Source organism: Mycobacterium lentiflavum, assembly GCF_022374895.2.
GTDB lineage: Bacteria > Actinomycetota > Actinomycetes > Mycobacteriales > Mycobacteriaceae > Mycobacterium > Mycobacterium lentiflavum.
Map to the genome: position 1 here is coordinate 5,692,162 of NZ_CP092423.2, position 26,085 is coordinate 5,718,246.

General features: G+C 65.7%; 31 protein-coding genes, 1 tRNA gene and 1 pseudogene. 10 read left to right on the forward strand and 23 right to left on the reverse strand.

The window, feature by feature from the left end:
* Positions 1-8 precede the first annotated feature (8 nt).
* From MJO58_RS26480 to MJO58_RS26515, 8 genes are all read right to left on the reverse strand, one after another.
* A complete protein-coding gene (locus MJO58_RS26480) occupies positions 9-851 on the reverse strand; it encodes an enoyl-CoA hydratase/isomerase family protein (protein ID WP_239721475.1) in 843 nt (280 codons plus the stop codon).
* Positions 848-1,234 (reverse strand): nuclear transport factor 2 family protein, encoded by a 387-nt coding sequence (locus MJO58_RS26485; RefSeq protein ID WP_239721476.1) that lies wholly within the window; start codon positions 1,232-1,234, stop codon positions 848-850. Before MJO58_RS26485 ends, MJO58_RS26480 begins: the two co-directional genes overlap by 4 nt.
* Before the next feature lie 66 nt (positions 1,235-1,300).
* Positions 1,301-2,074: an SDR family NAD(P)-dependent oxidoreductase gene (locus MJO58_RS26490; protein WP_239723460.1), complete on the reverse strand. Its 774-nt coding sequence runs from the start codon at positions 2,072-2,074 to the stop codon at positions 1,301-1,303.
* A 95-nt stretch (positions 2,075-2,169) separates the two neighbouring features.
* Complete coding sequence (locus MJO58_RS26495) at positions 2,170-2,811, reverse strand: TetR/AcrR family transcriptional regulator (protein ID WP_239721477.1); 642 nt, start codon at positions 2,809-2,811, stop codon at positions 2,170-2,172.
* Between the two features lie 67 nt (positions 2,812-2,878).
* Entirely contained in the window at positions 2,879-3,952 is a 1,074-nt protein-coding gene (locus tag MJO58_RS26500) for a GGDEF domain-containing protein (protein WP_090607797.1), read from the reverse strand.
* Between the two features lie 215 nt (positions 3,953-4,167).
* A tRNA-Ser gene (locus MJO58_RS26505) sits at positions 4,168-4,257 on the reverse strand.
* A 29-nt stretch (positions 4,258-4,286) separates the two neighbouring features.
* Positions 4,287-4,745, reverse strand: a complete 459-nt coding sequence (locus MJO58_RS26510) for a nucleoside deaminase (RefSeq protein ID WP_239721478.1) — start codon at positions 4,743-4,745, stop codon at positions 4,287-4,289.
* Complete coding sequence (locus MJO58_RS26515; protein ID WP_163791572.1) at positions 4,742-5,263, reverse strand: tRNA adenosine deaminase-associated protein; 522 nt, start codon at positions 5,261-5,263, stop codon at positions 4,742-4,744. The genes MJO58_RS26510 and MJO58_RS26515 overlap by 4 nt, the downstream gene beginning before the upstream one ends.
* A 131-nt stretch (positions 5,264-5,394) precedes the next feature.
* On the opposite strand from MJO58_RS26515, the gene MJO58_RS26520 reads away from it, so the two are divergent.
* Positions 5,395-6,339, forward strand: a complete 945-nt coding sequence (locus MJO58_RS26520) for a prephenate dehydrogenase (RefSeq protein WP_239723461.1) — start codon at positions 5,395-5,397, stop codon at positions 6,337-6,339.
* Here the strand turns inward: MJO58_RS26520 and MJO58_RS26525 are convergent.
* Genes MJO58_RS26525 through MJO58_RS26545 form a run of 5 tightly spaced genes read right to left on the reverse strand, consistent with a single transcriptional unit; the run spans position 6,302 to position 10,393 of the window.
* The gene (locus tag MJO58_RS26525) at positions 6,302-6,856 is read right to left on the reverse strand and encodes a putative glycolipid-binding domain-containing protein (protein ID WP_420845445.1); all 555 of its coding nucleotides are present in this window, start codon (positions 6,854-6,856) and stop codon (positions 6,302-6,304) included. The two genes, MJO58_RS26520 and MJO58_RS26525, sit on opposite strands and share 38 nt — an antisense overlap.
* Positions 6,857-6,902: 46 nt before the next feature.
* A complete protein-coding gene (locus tag MJO58_RS26530) occupies positions 6,903-7,646 on the reverse strand; it encodes an ABC transporter permease (protein ID WP_090607811.1) in 744 nt (247 codons plus the stop codon).
* Positions 7,643-8,329, reverse strand: a complete 687-nt coding sequence (locus MJO58_RS26535) for an ABC transporter permease (protein WP_090607813.1) — start codon at positions 8,327-8,329, stop codon at positions 7,643-7,645. Before MJO58_RS26535 ends, MJO58_RS26530 begins: the two co-directional genes overlap by 4 nt.
* 2 nt (positions 8,330-8,331) lie before the next feature.
* Positions 8,332-9,423: an ABC transporter ATP-binding protein gene (locus MJO58_RS26540; RefSeq protein ID WP_239721479.1), complete on the reverse strand. Its 1,092-nt coding sequence runs from the start codon at positions 9,421-9,423 to the stop codon at positions 8,332-8,334.
* A 22-nt stretch (positions 9,424-9,445) separates the two neighbouring features.
* The gene (locus MJO58_RS26545; protein WP_239723462.1) at positions 9,446-10,393 is read right to left on the reverse strand and encodes an ABC transporter substrate-binding protein; all 948 of its coding nucleotides are present in this window, start codon (positions 10,391-10,393) and stop codon (positions 9,446-9,448) included.
* A gap of 103 nt (positions 10,394-10,496) precedes the next feature.
* On the opposite strand from MJO58_RS26545, the gene MJO58_RS26550 reads away from it, so the two are divergent.
* Positions 10,497-10,904, forward strand: coding sequence for a LapA family protein (locus tag MJO58_RS26550; RefSeq protein ID WP_090607819.1), 408 nt, complete (start codon positions 10,497-10,499; stop codon positions 10,902-10,904).
* Here the strand turns inward: MJO58_RS26550 and MJO58_RS26555 are convergent, their stop codons facing one another.
* Both MJO58_RS26555 and MJO58_RS26560 read right to left on the reverse strand, forming a co-directional pair.
* Positions 10,905-11,951 carry a phosphotransferase family protein gene (locus MJO58_RS26555; protein WP_090607821.1) on the reverse strand — a complete coding sequence of 349 codons (1,047 nt, stop codon included), beginning with the start codon at positions 11,949-11,951 and terminating at the stop codon, positions 10,905-10,907. It lies immediately after the preceding gene.
* A gap of 9 nt (positions 11,952-11,960) precedes the next feature.
* Positions 11,961-12,569, reverse strand: coding sequence for a histidine phosphatase family protein (locus tag MJO58_RS26560; protein WP_090607823.1), 609 nt, complete (start codon positions 12,567-12,569; stop codon positions 11,961-11,963).
* 103 nt (positions 12,570-12,672) lie between these two features.
* Between MJO58_RS26560 and MJO58_RS26565 the strand changes: the two are divergent.
* The 6 genes and pseudogenes from MJO58_RS26565 to MJO58_RS26590 form a co-directional block, all read left to right on the forward strand.
* Positions 12,673-12,759 (forward strand): annotated as a pseudogene (locus MJO58_RS26565) (SAM-dependent methyltransferase); the annotation flags it as partial.
* Between the two features lie 172 nt (positions 12,760-12,931).
* Positions 12,932-13,978, forward strand: coding sequence for a phosphotransferase family protein (locus tag MJO58_RS26570; protein ID WP_239721480.1), 1,047 nt, complete (start codon positions 12,932-12,934; stop codon positions 13,976-13,978).
* A gap of 1 nt (position 13,979) precedes the next feature.
* A complete protein-coding gene (locus MJO58_RS26575) occupies positions 13,980-14,738 on the forward strand; it encodes an SDR family NAD(P)-dependent oxidoreductase (protein WP_239721481.1) in 759 nt (252 codons plus the stop codon).
* Between the two features lie 17 nt (positions 14,739-14,755).
* The gene (locus tag MJO58_RS26580) at positions 14,756-16,063 is read left to right on the forward strand and encodes an acyl-CoA dehydrogenase family protein (RefSeq protein WP_239721482.1); all 1,308 of its coding nucleotides are present in this window, start codon (positions 14,756-14,758) and stop codon (positions 16,061-16,063) included.
* Positions 16,060-16,671 (forward strand): TetR/AcrR family transcriptional regulator, encoded by a 612-nt coding sequence (locus MJO58_RS26585; RefSeq protein WP_090607831.1) that lies wholly within the window; start codon positions 16,060-16,062, stop codon positions 16,669-16,671. Before MJO58_RS26580 ends, MJO58_RS26585 begins: the two co-directional genes overlap by 4 nt.
* Positions 16,671-17,639, forward strand: coding sequence for an NADPH:quinone oxidoreductase family protein (locus MJO58_RS26590; RefSeq protein WP_239721483.1), 969 nt, complete (start codon positions 16,671-16,673; stop codon positions 17,637-17,639). Before MJO58_RS26585 ends, MJO58_RS26590 begins: the two co-directional genes overlap by 1 nt.
* Positions 17,640-17,789: 150 nt before the next feature.
* Here MJO58_RS26590 and MJO58_RS26595 read toward each other — a convergent pair whose 3' ends face one another.
* Positions 17,790-19,670 (reverse strand): alkyl/aryl-sulfatase, encoded by a 1,881-nt coding sequence (locus MJO58_RS26595; RefSeq protein WP_239721484.1) that lies wholly within the window; start codon positions 19,668-19,670, stop codon positions 17,790-17,792.
* 168 nt (positions 19,671-19,838) lie between these two features.
* Here MJO58_RS26595 and MJO58_RS26600 point away from each other — a divergent pair, with 168 nt between their 5' ends.
* On the forward strand, positions 19,839-20,315 hold the full coding sequence (locus MJO58_RS26600) for a lipoprotein LpqH (RefSeq protein ID WP_090607837.1): 477 nt from the start codon (positions 19,839-19,841) through the stop codon (positions 20,313-20,315).
* Here the strand turns inward: MJO58_RS26600 and MJO58_RS26605 are convergent.
* From MJO58_RS26605 to MJO58_RS26630, 6 genes are all read right to left on the reverse strand, one after another.
* Positions 20,308-21,825, reverse strand: coding sequence for a sensor histidine kinase (locus tag MJO58_RS26605; protein WP_239721485.1), 1,518 nt, complete (start codon positions 21,823-21,825; stop codon positions 20,308-20,310). The genes MJO58_RS26600 and MJO58_RS26605 overlap by 8 nt on opposite strands.
* Positions 21,803-22,507 carry a two-component system response regulator TcrX gene (gene tcrX / locus MJO58_RS26610; RefSeq protein ID WP_090607842.1) on the reverse strand — a complete coding sequence of 235 codons (705 nt, stop codon included), beginning with the start codon at positions 22,505-22,507 and terminating at the stop codon, positions 21,803-21,805. Before tcrX ends, MJO58_RS26605 begins: the two co-directional genes overlap by 23 nt.
* 112 nt (positions 22,508-22,619) lie before the next feature.
* Complete coding sequence (locus MJO58_RS26615; protein WP_090607844.1) at positions 22,620-22,775, reverse strand: DUF6131 family protein; 156 nt, start codon at positions 22,773-22,775, stop codon at positions 22,620-22,622.
* Positions 22,776-22,786: 11 nt separating this feature from the next.
* Positions 22,787-23,023, reverse strand: a complete 237-nt coding sequence (locus tag MJO58_RS26620) for a hypothetical protein (RefSeq protein ID WP_090607846.1) — start codon at positions 23,021-23,023, stop codon at positions 22,787-22,789.
* A gap of 119 nt (positions 23,024-23,142) precedes the next feature.
* On the reverse strand, positions 23,143-23,553 hold the full coding sequence (locus MJO58_RS26625) for an MmcQ/YjbR family DNA-binding protein (RefSeq protein WP_239721486.1): 411 nt from the start codon (positions 23,551-23,553) through the stop codon (positions 23,143-23,145).
* Positions 23,554-23,563: 10 nt separating this feature from the next.
* The gene (locus MJO58_RS26630) at positions 23,564-23,974 is read right to left on the reverse strand and encodes a MarR family winged helix-turn-helix transcriptional regulator (protein WP_239721487.1); all 411 of its coding nucleotides are present in this window, start codon (positions 23,972-23,974) and stop codon (positions 23,564-23,566) included.
* A gap of 94 nt (positions 23,975-24,068) precedes the next feature.
* Between MJO58_RS26630 and MJO58_RS26635 the strand changes: the two genes are divergently transcribed.
* Positions 24,069-25,019 carry a quinone oxidoreductase family protein gene (locus MJO58_RS26635; RefSeq protein ID WP_239721488.1) on the forward strand — a complete coding sequence of 317 codons (951 nt, stop codon included), beginning with the start codon at positions 24,069-24,071 and terminating at the stop codon, positions 25,017-25,019.
* On the opposite strand, the gene MJO58_RS26640 is transcribed toward MJO58_RS26635, so the two are convergent.
* The gene (locus MJO58_RS26640; RefSeq protein WP_239721489.1) at positions 25,016-25,957 is read right to left on the reverse strand and encodes a class I SAM-dependent methyltransferase; all 942 of its coding nucleotides are present in this window, start codon (positions 25,955-25,957) and stop codon (positions 25,016-25,018) included. The genes MJO58_RS26635 and MJO58_RS26640 overlap by 4 nt on opposite strands.
* Between the last annotated feature and the right edge of the window lie 128 nt (positions 25,958-26,085).

Below are 26,085 nucleotides of genomic sequence, written 5' to 3' on the forward strand. Positions count from 1 at the left end.
TTTCCGAGTCACAGTGGATTCCAACGAGCGGTCCCGTCGTCGCGGAAGGCGGCGAACGAGTTGGCCAGATCCCCGGTGCCCGTGCACATAACCTGTGTCCGGTTTTCGAGGTCGAGCGCGTGACGCAGACTCGGCGAGTCGATGGTCTGCCACATCGTTTCCTTGGTCATCCAGACCGCCAACGGCGAGTTCTGGGCTATCTCATGGGCTTTGGCGATCGCGGTGTCGAGCAGGCTCGCGGCGTCGACCACCTCGAGCACCAATCCGATGGCGATCGCTTCGGCCGCGTCGAAAACACGACCGGTGAGCATCAATTCGGCGGCCCGCGACGCTCCAACCAAGCGCGGCAGGAAGTAGCTGGTGCCCATGTCGCATGCCGACACCCCGTGCCGGATGAAAACCGCACCAAACGTCGCCGATTCGGCGGCATAACGGATATCACACGCCAACGCCAGCGCGAAGCCACCACCCAACGCGAATCCGTTGACCGCGGCGATGACCGGTACCCGCAGCCGATGGATCTTCTCGAAGGCCGAGGCCATGAGTTCTTGCGCGGCCATCGTGACGGCGACGGCCGAGGTGGCCGCCGAGCGGAGCTCGGCGTACGAGACGCCGGCGCTGTCGGACAGTTCGTCGGGCTGCGACTTCAGGTCGGCACCGGAGCAGAACGACACACCCGCGCCGGTCACCACGACGGCGCGCAGCCTGGGATCGCCGTTCAGTCCGTCCAGCAGCCGATGCATGTCGACGAGAGTCTGTGAGTCCAAAGCATTTCGGCGTCGCGGGCGGTTGATCGTCACGATGGCGATAGCACCGTCGTCGAGGCGCTCGACGGTGATCGCGGCGCTCATGAGCCGGCCCCGGAGGAGTCGGCGGCGAACCCCGCGACCATCGCTGCCGACACCATGGGATTGTCGAACTCGCGCCACAACGTGATCTTGCCGTCGCGAAACTCGAACACCCCGATGTAGTCGTTCTGGTAGACGACGGGCTTGTCCCGCCCCAGGGCGTCACCCCGATAGCGCGCCACCAACCTGTTCGGGTCGAGCAGGTCGTAGACGTCGGTCAGGGTGATCGTGAACTTTTCGAACATGACGAACATGGACCCGAGCAGCTCACGAATGCCGTCCTCGCCGGAGTCCGGAACCGCGTCCTCGTACGGCAATTCGAATTGGACGTCGTCGTGGAGTTCGGCGAGGACCGCGCCGAGGTCGAGCGCGCTGATGCCGTCCATCGCCCGCCGCAGCGTTTGCTTGTTGACTTCGCGCGTCGCGCTGTCGGTGTCGGTGATGATCGCCTCCTACCTGGCCACCATGCCGCCGTCGGCGATGATGGTCTGCCCGGTGATGAAACTTCCCGCGTCGGAAAGCAAAAGCAGTGCGGGAGGCACCATTTCGGTGGCCTCGGCGATCCGCTTGAGCAGCGCGGCCGACTTCATCACCTCGATGAACTCCGGCGGGTTGGCCCGCGCCATATCGGTATCGACCGATCCGGGCGCCAGGGCGTTGACCCGAATCCGCTGTGGCGCGAACTCCGCGGCCATGGACCGCGTGAACGACACCATCGCGGCCTTAGCCGCTGAATACATCGACGTCGCAGGCGAATAGATGAAGGCACCGGCGGAGACGACGTTCAGGATCGACGCGTGCCCGCTGTTGCGCAGGTGCGGTAACGCCGCCTGGACCAGGAAGACCGGACCTTGCAGGTTCACGGAGAACGACTTCGACCACGCTTCCGCGGTGAACTCGCCCAGCGGCAGCGAGAGGGCATTGGCGGCGTTGTTGACCACCATGTCGATGCCGCCGAACTCCGCGACGGTGGCATCGACAAGACCGTCGATGGCCTCCAAGTTCCCCAGATGCGTGGGCACGCCGACGGCCCGTCCGCCGCCCAGGGCCTGCAGCTTGTCGGCCGCCGCCGCGCACGCCTCGGCCTTTCGGCTGGCGACAACCACATTCGCCCCACAGTCGACCAATCCCTCGGCGATGGCCAGCCCGATGCCTCGGGTGCCGCCGGTGACGATGGCGGTGCGGCCGGTGAGGTCGAAGAGTGCGTGCAGCGAGTTCTTGGTCAACGTCTCCACGCCCTCCTTCGCGCCAATCTGGGGCCGGCGCCAGGCGTAGCACTCGGCGCCATTACCTTACACAATGTAAGGAAAACCTTCGATGGTCATTCTTCGACGCTGATCCCGTGCATGATCAACGACCTCAGGTGCGCAATCAGCTCGGCCTCACCCAGCGCCTTGTTCACCGAAGTGTGCAGCGTGACCGCACCCCGCATGGTGTCCATCAGCGCACTACCGTCGACCTCCGACCGGACCAGACCCTCGGCCTTTCCGCGTTCGATCAGCCGGACCCACAGTGCCCGGATCGGGGCCATGTAGCGCGCCTCGACCTGTTCGACCAGGTCGGGTCGGCTGTAGAGCACGGTCGCGACTCCCGGCATGCCGGCCAAATAGGCAGGATCGGACTGGACACGGACCATGCCGGTGATCAGGCTGGTCAATGCATCGGCGAAGGCGAGCTCGTCGATCGCGGGATATTCGCCGGGGACGGAAAAGATGGCGTCCTCGACCAGCGCGAACTTGCTGCCCCAGTGTTCGTAGACGAACGGCCGCGACACCCCGGCATGACGGGCGACGCCGGCCAACGTGATTTCTTCGTACCCGTTGGCGATCAACAATTCCCGGGTGGCGGAGATGACCGCGGCGCGACGCTGCATGTCGCGCGGGCGCCCCCGCGTCGCGTCGGACTCGTCGCCTCGAAAGGCCGAGGGGCCCCGCCGCTGTCGCGCTGCGCCGTTCGGCGTCATCGTCGAACCATACCCAGCCAATCAAAAGGCAGACACGTGCTGGTCGCCAAGCGCTTCCGCCGTTGACTCAGACTGCAACCTCGTGGTGACGAGTTTGATTACCCCCGCGTCGTTTGGCCTCGTACATGGCGTTGTCGGCATGGGCGACCACTTGGCGAAACGCTTCGTCGGCACGATCGGTGACCATGCCGCGCAACGCCAGGGCGGCGATTCCCACGCTCGCGGTCACGGAGGTGTTGATTGCGGCGACGGCGTCGCAGAGGTACAGACCCCAGCCGGGCCGCTCTTCTGGTGTCACGATTTCGCCGATCAAGAATTCCTCACCACCGACGCGACCGACGATGGCGCTGTCGCTGCAGGCGGCGTTCAATGCGCCGGCGACCGCGACGAGCGCTGCGTCGCCGGCGGCGTGTCCGTGGGTGTCGTTGAGAGTTTTAAACCGGTCCAGGTCGATCATCGCGACCATCAAAAACATGTGGTTGGCGCCGACGAGCATCCGCCCCACGATGGCCCGATCGCAGGCGCGCCGATTCAGCAGGCCGGTCAACGGGTCGCGGTTAGCGCGTAGCAGATCCACCCAGAGTGTGCGTACGACGATCTGGATGGCCAGCGGGACGACCGCGTTGAGTTCGAGGACCAAGAAGCAGCCGGTGAACGCCAGCATCACTTGCCCCGCGGCGGCCAGACGCGCCGCTTCCACGGTGGCAATAGTGAAGGCCAGGCCAAAATTCAGGGCCATGTACTTGGCGGTATGGAAGAACGCGAGGTAGCCACCCGTGACCGCCATGGCCGAGCAGGCCATCAGCCCTATTAGCGGCCGGGGTTGCCATACGCAGCCGAGGCCGATGATCACACTGCCAGTCAGAACGAAGAAGAGCGATTGCCGGCGGGTGGGCCACCCGCGCAACCACAGCGCGGCCATGGTTAGACCGATCGCCGCGGCCAAGACCGAATAGGCCAGCGCCAAAGGCCGCAGCGGCAAGGTCTGATCCAACCACACGTTGGCCGGCACGAGCACCAACGAGCCCGCCACCCCAGCCAACAGCCTGCGTGTGTTGGAACCTAGCCCGTGCGATTGCAAATAGCCTGTCAGCCAATCGAAATGGTGGTCCTGCTCCCACCACGTCGCCAGCCACGTCATCGCCCTGCCCCTCCCGCGCTCACTTGCCCCACGAACTACGCGGCCGCCTGCCACCGAGTGAGTTGGGTCACAGTAAATAGGATCGCGGGTTACAAATGCCTCGAATCGCCGAGAAACCCGGGGTGGCTGGGCGCAGTGGCAACGCGGCAACTGACCGACACGCTGTCGAAGCTACCTGCGATGGCGATTCCTGCGGTTTCCCGCAGGGGAGCTTTTGGCGGTGGCGGAGGGATTTGAACCCTCGGACGGTTTTAGCCGTCACACGCTTTCGAGGCGTGCTCCTTAGGCCGCTCGGACACGCCACCGCCGAGCAGCTTACAGAACTACGAGCCGCTCACCCCAATCGCTGGCGGGCGAAGAACTCCTCCAGTGGCGCGGCGCACTCCGCGGCGAGCACACCGCCACGTACCTGCGGGCGGTGATTGAGCCGGCGGTCGCGGACTACGTCCCACAACGATCCGACCGCACCGGTCTTGGGTTCCCACGCGCCGAACACCAGCCGCGCAACACGCGCCAACACCAGCGCGCCCGCGCACATCGTGCAGGGTTCGACGGTGACAGCCAGCGTCGCGCCCTCCAGCCGCCACCCATCGCCGAGCACCGTGGCCGCCGCGCGTATCGCCAAGACTTCCGCGTGTGCGGTCGGATCACCAAGGGCCTCACGGGCATTCACCGCGCGGGCGAGTTCGGTCCCGTCGGCGGCGACAACCACCGCACCGATCGGCACATCACGGGGGCCCGCCGTGGCGGCGGCCGCCAGCGCGGCACGGATCAGATCTTCGTCCGCGATCACCGACCGAGGCGGTCGATCACCGCCGACAGCTGATCGGCAAAGCCCATCTCGCGAGCGATGCGGCCCAATTGCTCGTCGGCATACAGGTCGGACTCGTCGAGGATGACGCCCAGAACCGCCTCGGGCAGACCGATATCGGACAGCAGACCGAGATCGCCTTCTTCGAACGGCTCCGAGTCCTCGAGGTCCTCGGGATCGATGTCGGCGTCCAGGCTGTCCAGAACTTCGGCGGCAATGTCGTAATCCAATGCCGCCGTGGCATCCGACAACAACAACCGGGTTCCAGACGGCGCCGGGCGCACGATGACGAAGAACTCGTCGTCGATGTCGAGAAGCCCAAAGACGGCTCCCGCACTGCGCAGTTCACGCAGCTCTGTCTCGGCGGCAGCCAGACTCGTCAGCGAATTGGGGGCCATCACCGAACACCGCCACTGGCCCTCTTCGCGCACAACGGCGACGCCGAAGCCGTCCGGTGTATCCACGGACGGGCCTTGCGTTGCGGCCCGCTCTCGTCCCATGGGCGCCTACGCTAGTCGCTGACCAGGCGGCTTGACCAGACAGCGCAAATCCAGCGAGGGGACCTCCAGCCGCCGTGGTCGACCAACTGTGCCAACCTAGTTCTGTGTCGTGGACGGCGGCGAGGATCCCGGTGTGTGTCCTCGGGTTGGGACTTATCGGCGGTTCCGTCATGCGCGCGGCCGCTGCGGCCGGCCGGGAAGTGTTCGGTTACAACCGTTCGGTAGAGGGGGCGCGCGGCGCACTCGCCGACGGCTTTGCCGCATCGACCGAACTCGCCGACACGTTGACACGCGCCGCCGATACCGGCGCCCTGGTCGTGCTGGCCGTGCCGATGCCCGCGCTGCCGGCGATGCTCGCCCATGTCAGCGATCTCGCCCCGAAATGCCCTCTCACAGACGTCACCAGCGTCAAAACGGCGGTCCTCGACGAGGTGATCGCGGCCGGCCTGCAGGACCGCTTCGTCGGCGGTCACCCGATGACGGGCACCGAGAGTTCGGGTTGGGCGGCTGGCCATGCCGGCTTGTTCACGGCGGCACCGTGGGTCCTCAGCGTCGACGACCACGTGGACCCGGTCGTGTGGTGGATGGTGATGAAGCTGGCGCTGGATTGCGGAGCGGTGGTGGTGCCGGCCAGATCCGACGAGCACGACGCTGCGGCGGCCGCCATCTCGCATCTGCCGCACCTGCTCGCCGAGGCCCTGGCCGTGACGGCCGCGGAGGTGCCGCTGGCCTTCGCGCTGGCCGCCGGGTCGTTCCGGGACGGCACCCGGGTGGCGGGCAGCGCGCCGGACCTGGTGCGCGCGATGTGCGAAGGCAACACCGCCCATCTGCTCACGGCGGTCGACCGGGTGATGGACCTGCTCAGCCGTGCCCGCGACTCGCTGGACTGGGACAACTCGGTGGCCGAACTGGTCGAGGCGGGCCATGCCGCACGAACGCGCTACGACCGCTTTCCGCGCTCCGACATTTTCACCGTCACGATCGGCGCCGACGGCTGGCGCGAAGAGCTGGCCGCCGCCGGCCGGGCGGGCGGGGTGATCAGATCCGCTCTGCCAATCCGGGATAGTCCACGATGAACCCATCGGCGTCGACGCTCACCGTGGTGTCGGCGACCGGTGAACGCAGCTTGATCCCCTCGGGACCGCCCTCGCCGGTATAGCTCACCGTGGCCGCGGTGACGGTCATGTCGGGCACGTTGACGTAGACCATCGGCAGCGTGATGGTTTCGGCCCGCGCGTGTAGCCCCAGCCGCCGGATGGGCAGGGCGTTGAAGAACGGGCTGAATACGACGTCGACGTCGAGTGCGCCGTTGTATCCCTCGCGCCGGTCGCCCTGGTGGTCGGTGATCATCCACATGTTCTCTTCATCGCGCGCGATGGCCAGCTGGCGTTCCCGCTCGGCGAGGGTGATCGTCAGCCCGAACCTCTTGGTAGCTCCGCTTTCGTCGGTCTGCACTTCGTAGAAAGCCCCGAATGCCGGGTTCGTCGCGGTAGCCGCGGCCACGATCCGGCCGGCCGCTCTAATCCGCTTGCCGGACACCTGTACCCGCACCGACTCCATGCGAGAGATGTCGGGCGCGCGCCAGGTCAGCATCGCGGGCCAGACGCTGTCAGTCGGATCAGAGGGGCTGTTCACCCTCCTACCGTAAAACGTGCCCACCCGACGCGGCAGGCTGATCGGCAACTGGGGCCACCGTCACATCGATTCGCCGATGAGGCCTTCGCAATCGCCCGGTGCCCGGCACCGAAGCCCAGACCGCCATCGCCAGCAGGCCGTCGAGGATCAGCGCCAGCCCGGCGACCATCAGCGCGCCGACCAAGGCGAGCTGGAATTCACGTTCTTTGATTCCGTCGATCAGGTAGCGGCCCAGCCCGCCGAGGCTGGCATAGGCGGCCACCGTCGCGGTGGCGACGACCTGCAGCGTCGCGTTGCGCAGCCCACCGAGGATCAACGGCAGCGCGTTGGGCGTCTCGACGCGCAGCAGCACCTGGGCCTCCGTCATACCCATCGCCCGGGCGGCGTCGACCACCACCGGGTCGACGTTGGCGATGCCGGCGTAGGTGCCGGCCAGCAGCGACGGCACGCCGAGCAACATCAGGGCAACCAGCGGCGGCCCGAGCCCCAGGCCGAACATCAGCACACCCAGCAGCAGCACCCCGAGTGTCGGCAATGACCGCAGCCCGTTGACGGCGCCCACCACCAGCAGTGTGCCGCGGCCGGTGTGGCCGATGACCATCCCGATCGGGACCGCGATCAGCGCCGATGCCCCCACCGCGACGGCGGTGTACTCCAAGTGCTCCAAAATGCGTGCCGCGAGGCCGACCGGACCGGTCCAGTTCTCGACGGTCAGCAGATACGACACCGCCTGCTGGACGAAGTTCATCGCGCCCCACCGACGACCGGAGCCACCACGGATCGCCGGCGCGTGACCGCACCCGCGCGGGACCAGGGGGTGGCGAACCGGCCGGCCACCACGATCGACATGTCGATCACGACCGCCAAGACGAACAGCGCGATGATGCCGGCCAGGATCTGATCGCTCTTGTCGGTCTGATATCCCTCGGTGAACCAGGTGCCCAGGCCGCCGATGCCGATCACCGAACCCACCGACACCATCGCGATATTGGTCACCACGACCACCCGCAACCCCGCGATCATGACCGGGATCGACAGCGGCAGCTCAACTTTCAGGATCCGCTCGACGGACGAGTAACCGACAGCGGTGGCGGCGTCGCGGACCTGAGCCGGCACCGCGTCCAGCGCCTCGAGCACCGCGCGCACCATCAGCGCGGTGGTGTACGCGGTGAGCGCGACGAGGACGTTGGCCTCGTCCAGGATTCGGGTTCCGATAACCACCGGCAGGGCTACGAACAACGCCAGCGATGGCACGGTGAACACCACACTGGCGGTCGCTGTCGTCAGCCGCCGCGGAATCGGCGCACGCTGTACCAGCACCCCCAGCGGCACCGCGATCAGTAGCCCAATCAGCACCGGTACCAACGACAGCCGCAGATGGATCACGGTCAGCGTCCAGGCGTCGCCGAGGTGGGTGAGCAGATAGTGCATGGTCAGGTCCGCCGCTGCGATTCGACCGCGGCCAGCACGTCGGCAGCCCGCACCCCGCCGATGACCTTGCCTTCCTCGTCGACGGCGATACCCACCGTCGACGGCGACGACAGCGCCGCGTCGAGCGCGTGGCTGAGGTTGCCGCCGGGCCGGAACAACGCACTGATGCCGCTCATGCTGTCGGTCAACGACGCACCACCGCCGTGCCGCCGCAGGCCCTCGCGGTCGATCCAGCCCAGCGGAAGGCCGTCGTCGTCGACCACCACCGCCCAACCGGCCAGCGCATGATCGGTGAGGCCACTGACCGGGAGCGTGTCGACGGCGTGCAGCGGCAGGCCATTCGCATCGATCAGCTGCAGCCACCGGTAGCCGCGGCCCAGGCCGATGAATCTCGATACGAAATCGTTGGCCGGCCGTGAAAGTAGTTGGGTGGGTTCGTCGTACTGCTGCAGCGCGCCGCCGCGGCCAAAGATCGCGACCCGGTCGGCGAGTTTGAGTGCCTCGTCGATGTCGTGCGTGACGAACACGATCGTCTTGTGCAATTCGCCTTGCAGACGCAGTATTTCTTTCTGCAGCTCGAGACGAACCACGGGGTCGACGGCCGAGAATGGCTCGTCCATCAACAAGATTGGCGGATCGGCGGCCAGTGCGCGTGCCACGCCGACGCGCTGTTGTTCTCCGCCGGAGAGCTGCGCCGGGTATCGGTTGGCAAGTTTGGCGTCCAGCCCGACGCGTTCCAGCACCTGGTAGGCCGCCTTGCGGGCCTGCCGGCGGGACTGCCCCCGCAGCACCGGCACGGTCGCGACGTTGTCGATCACCCGCTGATGCGGCATCAGCCCGGCGTGCTGGATCACGTAACCCATTCCGAGCCGCAGCTGCACCGGGTTTACGCCCGCGATGTCCTCGCCGTCGACGGTGATGGTGCCTGACGTCGGCTCGATCATTCGGTTGATCATCCGCAGCGCGGTGGTTTTGCCGCTGCCGGAGGAACCGACGAACACCGTCAGCTTGCCGTTGGGGACCACCAGGCTCAGCCCATGGACGGCGGTGGTCCCGTCGGCGAATGTCTTGCAGACATCGTCGAAGACGATCACCGTACTACCCCCAAGCCGGTCGTCATTGCGTAATCGGGTGGTTGAAGCCGTTGTCCCGCACCCAGTTTCGTGCAGCTTGGTCGGGATCGATGCCTGAGTTGCCCGCCACGGCCGCGTTGAGACCGGCCAGACCCTCAGTGCTCAGCTTGGCCGAGACCGCATCCAGGACATTCTTGAGGCGATCTGACTTCTTCTGCGAATTCACCAGCGGCACAATGTTGCCGGCAACGAAGTTGTGTTCGGGGTCCGCCAGCACCGCCAGGTGGTTCTGCGAAATCGCGGGCGAGGTGGTGAAGATGTTGGCCGCGTTCACCTTTCCCTCTACCAGCGCGCGTACTGTCACCGCACCGCCACCGTCGTTGATCGCGATGAAGTTGCCGGGGCTGATGTTGAGCGAGTATTTCTGCCGTAGCCCGGGCAGGCCGGACGGCCGGTTCTCAAAGGCCGACGGCGCCCCGAATTTCACCTCCGGCGAGTGCGCGGCCAGATCGCCGATGGTGTTGAGGTTCCACGCGGCCGCCGTCGCGCGCGTGACGGTCACGGTGTCGGTATCCGACGCGGGCGACGGCGTCAGAACCGACAGGTCACCCGGCAATTTCTGATAAAGCTCTAATTCCACGGCGTCGAGCATGGTCGCGGTCGAGTCGGGCGCGAAGTAACGCAGCAGGTTGCCGACGTATTCCGGTACCAAATCGATGGAATGGTCTTTGAGGGCTGGGATGTACGTCTCGCGGCTGCCGATGCCCATGCGCCGTCCTACGTCGAAACCGTTGGCCTGCAACGTTTGTGCATAGATCTCGGCAATGATCTGCGATTCCGGGAAGTCGGCGGACCCGACAACGATGGATTTCATGCTGCGCGTCTCCGGCGCCAGCGGATCGGAATTGCTGCACGACGCGACGAGGCAGCTGACTACTACGCACGCGGCCGCGGGGATGATCACGCGGTGCAGGCGCCGCAGCATCCTCATAACGCTGACAGTAACGGCATAACGGGCCGGACGCTGCGGCCATGAAGCAGGCGGTTTGCCTGGTTTGGTTTGATTCTCGGCAGGATGGGACAAAGATGAATCTATGAGCAGCACCGACCCTGGCTTGCCGGGTAACCCGCCGCCAAAGCCCACTGCGGCGCCGTCCGCCGAGCCCGTCCCCGTGCCTCCCCCGGCGCCTCCGGGCGGCGTGTTACCGCCGCACGCGGCCACGCACCCCAAGGATCCGGCCATCGGGTTCACCCGCGCCGGCGCGCTGTGGTCAGCACTGATCGCCGGCTTCCTGATTCTCATCCTGTTGCTGGTCTTCATCACGCAGAACACGACGTCGACACCGTTTCAGTTCTTGGTCTGGCACTGGAGCCTGCCGCTGGGCGTGGCCATCCTGCTGGCGGCGGTGGTTGGCGGCCTGCTCACCGTGGCCGTCGGTACCGCACGGATTCTGCAGCTGCGCCGCGTGGCCAAGAAGCATCACGCGGCGGTGCGCGACTAACTAGCCGGGCAGCTTGTCCAGTTCCGCGAGTCCACGAGAGATCAACGGCGCAACCACTTCGGGCATGTGCTCGGACTCTTTGCCGCTGGCCTGATCCGACATGCGCCGGCGGAAGTCGATGCCGGCGGCGATGATGGCGAGCTTGAAGTACGCCAGCGCCATGTAGAACTCCCAATGCGCCAATGGCAAGCCGGACACAAGCGAGTACCGGTCGGCCAGCTCGTCGGCCGTCGGCAGCAGCGGTGACGTCCAGGCGGCTTGCGCATTGACGATCAGATCCAGTGCCGGGTCACGGTAGACACACATCAGGGCCGCGTCGGACAGCGGATCCCCCAACGTCGAGAGCTCCCAATCCACCACGGCCCGCACCCGCGTCGGGTCGTCCACGTCCAGGATGGTGTTGTCGATCCGGTAGTCACCGTGCACGATCGAAGTACGGCTCTGCGACGGAATCGCTTGCTGCAGACCGGAATGCAGTTTTTCTACGTCGGCGTCGCGGTGGTCGTCGGGCAGTCGCACCAGTTCCCATTGCGAGCCCCAGCGACGCACTTGGCGTTCCAGATAACCGCTGGGCTTGCCGAAATCGGCCAGTCCCACTGCATTCGGGTCGACGTTGTGCAAGTCGACAAGTACCCGGACCAACGAGTCGACGCATTTGTCGATCACGGTGTGGTTGAAGGCTTCGAGCTGAGCGCGGCGGCGGACAACTTGGCCGGCGACGAACTCGACGATCTGGAACGGCGCGCCCAGCACAGAATCGTCCTCGCACAGTGCGATCGCGCGCGCCACCGGTACGGGCGTGTCCTGCAGTGCCGCCACCACTTTGTACTCGCGCGCCATGTCGTGGGCCGACGGGGTCAGCCCGTGTAGCGGTGGACGTCGCACCAGCCAGTTCGTTTTGTCGTCGTAGACCCGGAAGGTGAGATTGGAGCGGCCGCCGGAGATGAAATCCGCGCGCAATTCGCCGTCGCGCTCGATACCGAGCGAACGCAGATAACGGTCCAGCGCGGGCAGGTCCAGCCCGTCGAGTCGATCAGCCGAAGTCACCGAACTTGTTTACCATCGCTGATTACGCGGCAACAGGTCCCACACATGTTCGACGCCGTTGACTCCCGCCACGGTCGCCTGACCGGTCCGCGAATACAGCAATCGGGTCACCGATGCGTAGTCGACCGGAAACGACAACAGCCGCTTCGTGCCTAGGATTTCGTGCAGCAAGAGGTTGATCACCCCGCCGTGGCTGAACACCGCGACGGTGTCCTCGGGGTCGGCGGATGCGACGAGGTCGTCGGTCGCCGCCCGGATCCGCGCCCGGAATGCGTCTTCGTCGACCGCACTGGGCAAGTGGCCCTGCGCCAGCCGCTCCCACTCCTTCGGGTTTTCGGCGCGGATCTGCTCGACCGGGATGTACACCGGAAGGTCGCGATCGTATTCGGCGAAGCGATCGTCGATCTCGACGGACAGTTGCCGGGCCGCCGCGACCGGTTCGGCGGTCTGGATGGCACGCCGCTGCGGGCTGCTGATCACCCGGGAGATTGGGAACCTGGCGAGCGCCTCAGGCAGGCGGGCGATCTGGGCCAGCCCGTCTTCTGAAAGGTCCGGATCCGAACCCTGGCCGTGTTCGCTGCGCAGCGGCAACGCATGCCGGACCAGAAGCACTTGCATATCTCTCCCTGTCGTTCGGGTGGCTTGTTCGCAGTTTCTCATCGCCCGCTGCCACCGCGCGCAGCCGCCGCCTAATCTGCAAAGGAGACACCCTCTCGAGGAGATGACCCGGCCGAGCATCGATTGGGACGCCGCCTACCGCCAAGAATCACCACCGCCGTGGAGCATCGGCCGGCCGCAGCCCGAGCTGGCGGGCGGTGGAGGTCCGAGGCGGCACCCCTTTCACCGAACGTGCTCTGAGTGCGGATCTTCGGCGAATTTCTCGCCATGAGAGCACGTTCGACGCGGATGTCGGCGCCGGGCGGCAGTAGCGACAGTCCGGAGAATGCTATTCTCCACACAGAGAGTGGGGTGTGCGGACAATGGCGACTGCTGGTGAAACCCAACTAGACCCGGGTGTGCTGGGCCGATGGCTCGACGCCAACGACGCGCCCGGAAGCGGCGAAGAACCGCTTCTGGAGCAGCTCAAAGGCGGTTCGCAGAACACGCTGTATCTGATTGCGCGCGGCGGCGAACGCATGGTGTTGCGGATGCCCGGGCCCCGCGCGGACGCCGCGCGCATCGACGGCTTGCTGCGCGAGATCCGGCTGGTGCGGGCGCTGTCCGGCACCGACGTGCCGCACGCCGAGCTGATCGCCGCCGACGACAGCGGCACCGTGCTGGGCATGCCGTTCTACGTGATGCAGGCGATCGACGGATGGAGCCCGATGGACGGCGGCTGGCAGCCACCGTTCGACACGGACCCCGACGCGCGGCGCGGGCTCGCGTTCGAACTCGTCGAAGGCGCCGCCAAGCTGGGCCGGGTCGACTGGCGCGGCCAAGGACTCGAGGGCTTCGGGCGTCCGGACGGATTCCATGATCGGCAGGTCGATCGTTGGCTGGCCTTCCTCGACGCCTACCAGGTGCGCGATTTGCCCGGCCTGACCGAGGCCGCCGATTGGTTGCGCCGCAACCGGCCCGCGGAGTACCGGCCCGGCATCATGCACGGCGACTACCAGTTCGCCAACGTGATGTTCGCGCACGGCAGTCAGCCTCAGCTCGCCGCGATCGTGGACTGGGAGATGACCACCGTCGGCGATCCGCTGCTCGATCTCGCCTGGTGCCTGCTGGGCTACGACGGCGAAAACCCCAAGGGCGATGGGTTTTATCTAGACATGAGCGGGATGCCCAAGCGCAGCGAGTTGCTGGGCCACTACGAGAAAGTCAGCGGGCTTTCCACCGAGAACATCGACTACTACCTGGTGTTGGCCAACTGGAAGCTCGGCATCGTGCTGGAAAAGACCTACGCCGCCGGCGTGCGCACCGGAAAGGTCGACCCCAAGATCACCGACGCGTTCGGCCCGATGATCCTCGCGCTCATCGCGACGGCGGCCGAGATGGCGCGCAGCCTGCCGACTAGGTGCCGCTGAAATGGGTTATGCAGACCAGCTTTTCGACCTCACTGATCGCGTAGTGCTGATCACCGGCGGCAGCCGTGGACTCGGGCGGGAAATGGCGTTCGCCGTCGCGCACTGCGGCGCCGACGTGGTGATCGCCAGCCGGAACTTCGAAACGTGCGAGGCGGTCGCCAAGGAGATCCGGGCCGCGACCGGACGATCCGCGATGCCCTATGGCGTGCACGTCGGACGCTGGGACCAGCTCGACGGCCTGGTCGAAGCCACCTACGAGCGGTTCGGCAAGGTCGACACCCTGATCAACAACGCGGGCATGTCACCGCTGTACGACAAGCTGACCAACGTCACCGAAAAGCTGTTCGACGCGGTAATGAACCTCAATCTCAAAGGGCCGTTCCGGTTGTCGGCGTTGGTGGGTGAGCGAATGGTGGCCGCCGGCGGTGGGTCGATCATCAACGTCAGCTCCACCGGGTCGCTGCGGCCCAACGGCGGCATCATCCCGTACGCGGCAGCCAAGGCCGGGCTCAACGCGATGACCGAAGGACTGGCACAGGCGTTCGGCCCGACGGTACGGGTCAATACGCTGATGGCCGGGCCCTATCTGACCGACGTCAGCAAGGCGTGGGACCTGTCCGGCAACGACAACTTCAGCCACCTCCACCTGAAGCGCGCCGGCGACCCGCGCGAGGTTGTCGGTGCGGCATTGTTCTTGGCGTCCGACGCGTCCAGTTTCACCACCGGTTCGATTCTGCGGACCGACGGCGGAATTCCTTAACAGGCAGGAGTATTCGAATGTCATGGGACTTCTCTACCGACCCGGAGTTCGAGAAGAAGCTGGCCTGGGTTCGCGAGTTCGTCCGCGACGAGGTGGAGCCGCTCGAGGTCTTGTTCCCGGGCTGCGAGTTCCTGCCGCTCAATGACGAGCGTCGGCGCATCGTCGATCCACTCAAGCAGCAAGTCCGCGACAATGGCTTGTGGGCACCACATCTGGGACCGGAGCTGGGCGGGCAGGGCTTCGGCGCGGTCAAGCTGACGTTGATCAACGAGATCCTTGGCCGCAGCCCCTGGGCGCCGATCGTCTTCGGAACCCAGGCGCCCGATACCGGCAACGCGGAGATCATCGCGCGCTTCGGAACGCAGGAGCAGAAGGACCGCTACCTGTCCGGCTTGCTGTCCGGGGAGATCTTCTCCTGCTTCTCGATGACCGAGCCGCAAGGCGGTGCGGACCCGCGCGTGTTCACCACCCGCGCCGTGCGCGACGGCGACGACTGGGTGATCACCGGTCGAAAGTACTTCTCCTCCAACGCTGCTGTGGCATCATTCTTCATCGTCGTCGCCATCACCGATCCCGACGTGCCGGTCCACCGCGGCGCCTCGACGTTCCTGATCCCCGCCGGGACCGAAGGGCTGAATCTGGAAGCCAACCATCATCTGGTGGGCGCGGACCCGCACGAGCCGGGGCATTCGCTGGTGCACTACGACGGGGTGCGGGTCGGGGCGGATGCGTTGCTCGGCGAAGCCGGCCAGGGCTTCCTGATCCTGCAGACCCGGCTGGCCGGCGGGCGGCTTCATCACGCGATGCGATCGATCGGGATGGCGCAGCGCGCCGTCGACATGATGGCGCGACGCGCGAAAAGCCGCTTCACCCAAGGTAGCCCGCTGGCCGACAAGCAGCTGGTGCAGGAGTTCATCGCCGATTCCTACACCGAGCTGATCCCGTTCCGGTTGACCGTGCTGCACGCCGCCTGGCTGATCGACAACGGCGACGAGCATGGCGCCCGCGCCGAGATCGGAGCCTGCAAGATCCTGGCCTCGCAGGTACTGAAATCGATTGCACTGCGGGCGATTCAGGTGCACGGTGCGCTCGGCCTCACCGACCAGCTACCGCTGGTCAACGTGCTGCTGGGCGGCATCGCGCTCGGGCTTGCCGACGGGCCGACCGAGGCGCACAAGGTCAACCTGGCTCGCATGCTGCTTAAAGGGTATGAGGCCGAGGAGGGCGACTGGCCGAGCGAAATGCTGGACGTCCGCCGCGACGCCGCCCGCCAGAAGTACGGCGCCCTCGTCGGTAGCGTTCCGGCACAACCACATTCGCCATGACCGACCGGGTCGCCGCAGCCGTCGAACGCGCCCTCGACGAGCGGCAGCGGGGCGCCACCGCGGAGGTCGAACGAATCCTGGCCGCCGCGGTGCGGGTGATGGAGCGCGTCGCGCCCGAAGAGCCTCGGGTCAGCGACATCGTCACCGAGGCCGGGTCGTCGAACAAGGCTTTCTACCGATATTTTGCCGGCAAGGACGACCTCATCCTGGCGGTGATGGAGCGTGGTGTCGGGATCGTCGTGTCCTACCTTCAGCACCAGATGGCCAAGGAACGGCAACCGCGGGACAAGATCGCCCGCTGGATCGAGGGCACGCTGGCACAAGTCGCCGAACCCGACCTGATCAGGAAAAGCCGTGCCGCGGCCGGTCAGATGGCTGCCGCGACGAACTGGCGCACGGTCGATCACGCAATGATGTACCCATTGCGCGACCTGCTGATCGAACCGATTGCGGCACTGGGAAGTACCGATGTCGAGCGCGACGTCGAAGCGGTGTTCTGCTGCACCGCGGCGACCATGCGCCGATACATGGGCTCGGCCGTTGGGCCCGAGCCCGACGACATCGCACATGTGGTGCGGTTTTGTCTGAACGGGTTAGGAGCCAATTGATGCGTGCTGTCGTCTGTCGCAGCTACGGGCCACCGGAGAGCTTGGTGCTCGACGACGTTCCCGAGCCCGTCCCGGCGCCCGGCCAGATGCTGGTGCGGGTGCGCGCCGCGGCAGTCAATTTCCCCGACGTGCTGTTCATCGCCGGCAAGTATCAGGTCAAGATCCCACCACCGTTCATCCCCGGCAATGAGGTTGCCGGAGAAGTGCTCTCCGTCGGAGAGGGTGCACCGTTCCATCCGGGCCAGCGGGTGGCCGGAACGACGTTCGGAGCATTCGCCGAGCAGGCGCTGCTCGACTCGGCACAGGCCACGCTGGTGCCCGACGACGCCGACTTCGCGTCGGCTGCGGCCTTCGGCGTGACCTACCGCACTGCATACCACGCATTGCGCACGACCGCCGCTGTGAAGCAAGGTGATTGGGTCGTCGTGCTGGGTGCCGCGGGTGGAGTGGGTCTGGCCGCCGTTGATCTCGCGGTCGCGATGGGGGCGCGGGTGCTCGCCGCGGCGTCGAGCCCGGAGAAGCTGGAACTGTGTCGGCAGCGCGGCGCGGAGGCCGTCGTGGACTACGACCGCGAGGACCTCAAATTGCGGATCCGCGAGCTCACCGGAGATGCCGCGCGGGTGGTCCTGGACCCGGTCGGAGGATCGTATTCGGAGCCGGCGCTGCGTGGCCTGGCGCGCGGCGGCACCTTTGTCACCCTCGGTTATGCGGCGGGCAGCATCCCGGCGATCCCGCTCAATCTCGTTATGCTCAAGGACATCTGCGTGCGCGGCATGGAGATCCGCACCTTCATGGCCGACTACCCGAAGGAATTCGTCCGCGACATCGACGAGCTGACGCACATGTTCGCCGACGGCACCGTCCGCCCCTACATCGGCGCGCGATTCCCGTTGTCCGAGGCGCCGGCGGCACTGCGATACGTCGCCGATCGCAAGGTACTGGGCAAGGTGGTCATCGACGTCGCGTGACCCGGCCGCCACACTGGTTGCCGGGCAGGACCATAGCCCAATCTGCCTGCGGCTGAGCGACTAATGTGCGCCGCCCTTCCTTCGGGAAATGAATTGCCGCTCGCCGGCGGGCACCACGTGGCTCACTCCGCACCGAGGCGCGTGCGGCGGCTACGGCGTGACAATGTTGAACGTCGGGTTCGGCTCGTCGAGGACGTCGAGGAACATCTGCAGTGCGTTCTGGTCGCCGGCGATTTCCAGACCCGGTGAGGTGAAGTCGCCCATTGCAGTTCGCAGGAGCCGAGATTTGGTGTCCAGCTTGACCGTAACCGTCGCGGTCGCGGGGTCGGCGGCGACGTTGCGATGGACGAGCACGCCGTTGCGTAAGACGAGTCGATAATTCGTGGCCAGGTCGGCAAAAGAGATGTCGATGGTAATATCGAGATCCCAGCTGCGCGGGCCGTTGACGCGAATCGCAAGGCCGTCGAATATCTGCTCCGGCGTCAGTTGGGAAAGCATCGTCGACGACGTGACCTGGCCCGCCGTCCCGAAGTTGCCCTCGCGCAATTCGGTTGCCCCGCTCATGAAGAAGTTGCGCCACGTCGCGTTCTCGGCGCCGTAGCCCAGCTGCTCGAGGGTGTCGGCGTACAGCCCGCGAGCCGCGGCGTGCTCGCTGTCGGTGAAGATCGCATGGTCAAGCAGCGTTGCAGCCCAACGGAAATCGCCGGCGTCGAACGCTTTTCGGGCCAACTCGACGACACGATCGATCCCGCCGATCGCGTCGACATAGCGAGGCGCGAGGGCTTCGGGAGGATGCGGCCAGAGTCGTCCCGGGTTGCCGTCGAACCAGCCCATGTAGCGCTGGTAGACCGCCTTGACGTTGTGGCTCACCGATCCGTAGTAGCCGTGGGTATGCCACACCTGGTCCAAAGCCGGTGGCATCTGGAACATTTCGGCGATTTCGACCCCGGTGTAGCCCTGGTTGAGCAGGCGCAACGTCTGGTCGTGCAGGTAGGCGTAGAGGTCGCGCTGCAGCGACAAGAACTTGACGATGTTTTCCTGCCCCCAGGTCGGCCAATGGTGCGAGGCGAACACCACATCCGTGCGACCGGCGAAGGCATCGATGGCCTCGGTCAGATATCCCGCCCAGGCATGCGGGTCGCGGACCAGTGCTCCGCGCAAGGTCAGCAGGTTGTGCAAGTTGTGGGTGGCGTTTTCGGCCATGCACAACGCACGGAAACGTGGGAAGTAGAAATGCATTTCGGCGGGAGCCTCGGTGCCGGGCGCCATCTGAAACTCGATCTCCACGCCGTCGATTGTGTGGGTCTCACCAGTCTCCCGGATGTCGATGGTGGGCACGATGATCGCGACCTCTCCCGTCGACGGAATCTGACCGAGCCCGCAGCCCACCTGCTCTTGCGGTCCGCGCTCTAACAGGCTGCCGTACATATAGGTCGCGCGACGAAGCATGGCCGGACCCGCGTAGACGTTCTCCTGCACGGCATGCGCGGTGAACCCTTCGGGCGCCAGCACGGCCACCGCCCCGGCATCCACATCGGCCTGCGAGGTCACGCCCAGCACGCCGCCGAAATGGTCCACGTGACTGTGGGTGTAGATCACCGCGACGACGGGGCGCTTCGCGCCGCGGTGGGTGCGGTAGAGGTCCAGCGCCGCGGCGGCCACCTCGGTGGAGACCAACGGATCGATGACGATGATTCCGGTGTCGCCCTCGATGAATGTGATGTTGGAGATGTCGAAACCGCGGACCTGATAGATGCCCGGGACTACCTCGTATAGGCCTTGTTTGGCGTTCAGCCCCGATTGCCGCCAGAGGCTGGGGTGCACCGATGTTGGCGCCGGACCCGCCAGGAATGCGTAGACGTCGTTGTCCCACACCACACGTCCGTCGGCCGCCCTGATCACGCAGGGCGACAGCGAGCCGATGAATCCGCGATCGGCGTTGTCGAAATCCGTTGTGTCATCCCAGGGCAGGGTAAGTGTGCGATGCGCCGACTCGATGACTGGGGTGGGAGGCTTGTGGTCCACCGGCAATACATTGCCATTAATCCGCCCGTGCCCGAAAGGATGTGTCGAAAGCCGACGGGTTAACCCGGACGAAACAATTTCGGTGAACCTCTTATATGCGGCCCGGCAAACGCGGCATACTGCGGTGACGGCCCTCAATGTTGAGGACCGCAATGATCGGGCAAAGGAGAACAAGTGAAGCGTGAACTGACGGTCGCGGTAGCCGGAGCAGCGATTCTGGTCGCCGGCATTTCCGGCTGTTCGAGCGACAAGAAGAGTTCGAGTGGTTCCTCGTCGGGTACAAGCACTTCCGCTAGTTCGGGCGGCGGTGGTGGCACCAAGGTGATCATTGACGGCAAGGACCAGAACGTCAGCGGCTCGGTCGTGTGCACGAAGGCTGGCGGCAACGTCAACATCGCGATCGGCGGCGCCGCAACCGGCATCGCCGCGGTGCTGACCGACGCCGACCCGCCCCAGGTGACGTCCGTTGGGCTGGGCAATGTCAACGGTGTGACGCTCGCGTACGCCGCGGCCGGCGGCGGGGGCAATGCCTCGGCCACCAAGAACGGCAACAGCTACAAGATCACCGGGACCGCGACTGGCGTCGACATGGCCAACCCGATGCAGCCGGTGAACAAGCCCTTCGAGATCGACGTAACCTGCACTAGCTAAGCGAGGCCGCGGGCGGTTGCCACCCGTTGAGTGGCAACCGCACCGTGAACTCGGTATGACCCGGTGAGCTGTTGACGGTGATCGTGCCGTTATGCGCCTTGACGACGGCGGAGACGATTGCCAGCCCCAGCCCGGTGCTGCCGCCCTTGCGGGAGCGTGAGGTATCCCCGCGGGCAAACCGCTCGAACACCTCTGATTGCAATGCCGCCGGAATGCCAGGGCCATTGTCGATCACCTGCAGCACGCTGTGCGTCGGCTCGGCGCTCAACCGCGTCGTGACAACGGTCCCCGCGCCGGTGTGAATACGGGCATTGGCAAGCAGATTGGTCAACACCTGGTGCAGCCGTGCCGCGTCGCCGACGACAACCACCGGCTCCTCGGGTAGGTCGAGTTCCCACTGGTGGTCCGGTCCCGCGACGTGCGCGTCGCTGACCGCGTCGACCGCCACCCGCGACAAGTCAACCGGCTCACGTTCCAGCGGCCGGCCCGAGTCCAGGCGGGCCAATAGCAGCAGGTCCTCGACGAGGCGCGTGATCCGCTCGGTCTCCGACGCCACGCGGCTCATCGCGTGTGCCACCGCCTCGCGATCGTCGCCCATCCGTTGGGTGAGTTCGGTGTAGCCACGGATTGCGGCCAGCGGGGTGCGTAGTTCGTGACTCGCGTCGGCGACGAACTGCCGGACCCTCGTCTCGCTGGCCTGCCGGGCCGACAGTGCGGCCGCGATGTGGTCCAGCATCCGGTTCAGTGCGGACCCCAGTTGGCCCACCTCGGTGGATGTGTTGGCGTCGGATTCGGGAACCCGCACCGGCAGTTCGACCTCACCGCGGTCCAGCGGCAGATTCGAAACGCGGCGCGCGGTTTGCGCGACGCGCCGCAGCGGTGCGAGGGCTCGCCTGATGATCACCATCCCAGCGATCGTCGCTGCGGCCAACGCGATTATGGTGACGATCCCGAAGATGGCCAGCATCTGGATCAGTGTGGCGTCGACGTCTGCCATGGACAGGCCGGTGACGATCACGTCGCCGCCGCGGCGGCTCGGGGCCGCCACGACGCGGTACCGCCCGAGGCCGTCGAGATCCAGCGTCACCGGCTTGCGGCTGCCTGCGATAGCCGCAAGTTGCTGCTGGGCTTTCTCGGTCAGCGCGGCCCGCGAACCAATGCTGGTCAGGTAGCCGGCATCGACCGTCTTGCCGCCGCTGACCACCGCGGCGACCATGCCGGCGGGCTGGCCGGGCGCGTCGAGGAACCGCGGCCCCGGACCCGGCCGCGGGTTAAAGCCGTGGTCGTGACGCCAGCCCGGACGATTCGGCTCCGGGTACATCAGCGCCGAGCGGTGCGAGGTTCCGCCCAACTGAGCGTCGAGCTGTCGCATCAAGTGGTGGTTCAGCGACAGTTCGGTCGCCGCGGTGATCCCGACACAAACCAGGGCGAGCACGATGACCTGCCCAACCAGCAGACGCAGCCGAAGCGACCAAACTCGCCGCGCCCTAGCCGGCGGGCTTGAGGACATAACCCGCGCCGCGCAGCGTGTGGATCATCGGCTCGCGACCGTTGTCGATCTTCTTGCGTAAGTAGGAGATATAGAGCTCGACGATGTTGGACCGACCGCCGAAGTCGTAACTCCACACCCGATCGAGGATCTGTGCCTTGCTCAGCACTCGTTTGGAATTGCGCATCATGAACCGCAGCAGCTCGAACTCGGTGGAGGTCAACGAAACCGGCTCGCCGGCACGGGTCACCTCGTGGCTGTCCTCGTCCAACACCAGGTCGCCCACCACGAGCTGTGCGCCGCTGTCCACCGTCGTAACGCCGGTGCGCCGCAACAACGCTCGCAACCGCAGCACCACCTCTTCGATGCTGAACGGCTTGGTCACGTAGTCGTCGCCGCCCGCGGTCAACCCCGCGATGCGATCTTCAACCGCGTCCTTTGCCGTCAGCAGCAGCACCGGCAGCTGGGGATTCTCTTCGCGCAGTTTGTGCAGGACGTCGAGCCCGCTCATGTCGGGCAACATCACGTCGAGCACAACGACATCCGGCCGCTGGGCACGAGCAGAGGCGATCGCCGACGATCCGTCACCGGCGGTCGCGATATTCCAGCCCTCGTATCGCAGCGCCATCGACACCATTTCGGCCAGAACGGATTCGTCGTCCACGACCAGCACGTTGATCGGATTACCGTCCGCGCGGCACATGACAACGCGCTCCACGGAGGTTCGAGGCTGCGTCACAAGTTCGAGTATCCGCGTCCGACTGGGGCGACGCTATGACATTCCTTTGTGTGTCCTGTGAAACAGCAGGCAGGACCTAGTACCAATACCGCCTACCGGCCACCGGGCGACCGACCGACCCGAGGATCCACATCACCGCGCCGATGACGATCAGGACAATGCCGATCGTCCACAGCAAAGGAATTGCGAACAGATATCCGAGAATGAGTAGAACGACACCTAAGACGATCATGACGACTTCCTTTACGTGAGCGACACTAGACTGCTATGCATTGAACTGGGTTGCGGCACACGGCAATCCTTGACTTTGGGGTTCACACCCCCATAGTTCAACGGCCCTGCGACAACCGTCAGCGCGATGTTTCCCGCAGTGACACAATTCGTTTGGCCTGTTTCGAAGTACCCGCGTTGCCATGCTGCGAATACCCCTATGAGCAGCCACACTAGGACGATCGCGCCGATTATTCCGCGACCACGCATCGTGACCTCCGTTGTGTTCGAGAAAGAATTTCCCGTCGCCTAACGATACCCGTTAGACGCGTGTCTAAACCTCGCCATGGCTACCTTTGTGGGTCGCCCTCAAACCACAGCCCTGAGCACTACGATTGGGTGGCCAGCCAGTCCGCGGCGCGTTTCTTGGAAGCCCGGGACAGCCACGCATCCTGAATCAGCTCGGTCAGTTCCGTTCTGCAGATTTCCGGCAGGCGGCAGGCCCGCACGAGCACCGAACGATGCCCGTCGAAGTGGTCAGTGGTGAAGAACGGCGACCCAGGGTCCTGGACCAACGCCAGCTTGTCGCTCTGCGAGTCCACCCAGAACATGATCACGTCGTCGTAGCGTTCCCCGGTGTCCGGATCGGCCGCGTCGGCCTGCGGAGTACGGAAGAACACGAACGACTTCGCGCCGACCTGGTAGATGGCGTTACCCTTGGGCCCTTCGACCCGTTTCACGTGCGGCATCGATGCGGCGATCTGATGCACGTCGCTTACCCGAGCGGGTCGATCGGCCATAGCGGCGACCCTAGCGCGCAAGCATTTTCGCCAAAAGCTCGGTGAGCCGCTTCTGGTCGCCGGCACTGAGCTTGCCGGTCATGGGTGCCATCAGCTCACCGATCTCGGCGATGATGCGCAGCTCGAGTCGCCGCGCTTCGGCGGTCAGACTGACCCGTATCGATCGGCCGTCGACGGCGTCGGTGGCCTTACGGACCAGCCCGCGCTGGACCGCGCGGTCGATCAGGCCACTGACCGTCGAGCGTTCCAGCCCGAGATACGTCGCGAGTTCGGCCATCGCGGGCTCGCGATCACGCAGAATTCCCAGGACCCGCAGCTGGGTTAGGGACAGATCATGTTCGGCGGCAACGCGATTCAGCACCGCGATTACCCCGAATGACACCTGCACGAGGCTGTCCCTGAGATCGTCGTCCGTCTCCATGGCCAAGACGATACCTTGAAATAGTTCGCAGTACCATCTAATGTAATTCGTATTACCACCTAAATCCTTAGGTGCCGCAGCCAGGAGAACCACCATGCACGCAGCCGTCGTCACCACATTCGACAAACCGCCCGCCTACCGCGAGTTCCCCAGTCCCACCGCGCAAACCGCCGACGAGATCGTGGTCGATGTGATCGCCGCCGGCCTGCATCCGCGGGTGCGGTCCCAGGCCGACGGCTCGCACTACACCAGCACCGGGACGCTACCCCTGGTCCCGGGCATCGACGGGGTGGGACGCGCACCCGACGGCACGATCCGCTACTTCGTACTGCCCGACACCACGGTAGGCGCGATGGCCGAACAGACCGTCATCGACCAGCGCCGCAGCATCGTGTTGCCCGACGGCACCGACCCCATCCTGGTCGCCGCGGCGATGAACCCCGTCATGTCCTCGTGGCTGGCCCTGCGCCGGCGCATCGACTTCGCGCCCGGCCAATCCGTGTTGATCCTCGGCGCCACCGGCAGCTCGGGCCGCCTGGCCGTGCAGGTCGCCAAGCAGCTCGGCGCCAGTCATGTCATCGCCGCCGGTCGCGACGCGCAGCGACTCGCGGCGCTGCCCGCGCTAGGGGCCGACACCATCGCTGCGATCGACAATGCCTCGGCGGTAAACGATCTCACGCTAGCCGCGTGCGACGTCGATGTGGTGATCGACTATCTGTGGGGTCCGGTCACGGCCGAGGTGATGGCCGGGATCGCCGCCCACCGATCCGATCGCGGAAAGCCGCTCACCTGGCTCGAAGTCGGCTCGGCCGCGGGACCGTCGGCCGAGATCTTTTCCGCCGCACTGCGTGCCGTACGTCTGCAGATCGTCGGCAGCGGGCAAGGATCAATCCCGAATCGCGACATCCTCGCCGAACTGCCGGCGATTGCCGCCGAAATCAGCAGTGGCGCTTTCGAACTCGATGCCCGTACGGTACCGCTCGCCGACGTCGAAGCCGCGTGGAACGTCACCGACCCCGGTCATCGGCTCGTCATCACGCCCTAGCGGCGTCGTTGCGCGGACACGTAGAGGGTGGGCGGCATGGCATCGTCGGCGCCGTCCGGCAAGCTGCGGTGGTAGCGAGCCATCAACTCCGGGAAGGTCGCGGCCGCCACCTCCCAGCCATGGTCGCGCAGCCATTCGTCGACCGGGGTGCGCTCCTCGGCGTACCAGAGGTCGTCGACATCGGTGATCTCGGCATCGACCACCTCGGCGATCGCCGCGCGCATGCGCTGCATCTCTGCACGCTGCCGCCGTACCCGCTCGGGGTCGGTAAAGCCTTTGCTCGGAACGTTGGACGCCAGCCAACTGCCCGGAGCACTAAGCGAATGGACACGCTCGAACAACAGGTCCTGCGCCTGTGACGGTAGGTAGCGCACCAACCCCTCGGCGGACCATACGCTGGGTTTCGACGCGTCAAAACCAGCTTCCTGCAATGCCTTTGGCCAGTCCTGCCGCAGATCGATCGGTATGGTGACCAGTTCGGCGGTGGGGTCGGCGCCGTGCTGCTTCAAGGTGGATGTCTTGAAGTCGAGCACCTTGGGCTGGTCGAGTTCGTACACCACGGTGCCGGCAGGCCACGGCAGCCGCCACGAGCGGGCGTCAAGTCCCGACGCCAGGATCACCACCTGCCGAACACCGGCGTCGGCCGCACCGAGAAAGAACTCGTCGAAAAACGCCGTGCGGGTCGCCATGAAGTCGACCATCAGCTGGGTCCGCGAGCGCACCTCGGGATCGATTTGGACCGCTTTGGCCAACAACGCGGGATCGGCGTAGATGCTCCACATCCCCGCCCCCACGGCGTCGAGGAAGACGCGGGCAAACGGGTCGTTGATGAGCGGATTCTCGCTCTCGGTCTCGGCAGCGCGGGCCGCCGCGACACCGAGTGCGGTTGACCCCACGCTTTGAGTGATGTCCCAGGAATCGTTGTCAGTACGCGGCATCGCCAGTCCTCTCCCACCCGTCGTTTGCGTTCACTATCCTTCCAGCCGCCGACTTCTGCCGGTACTCGCAGAGGGTGACAGACGCCGTCTTCACAGGGTGCGCACAGGTAACGGCATGATCGGCCCGC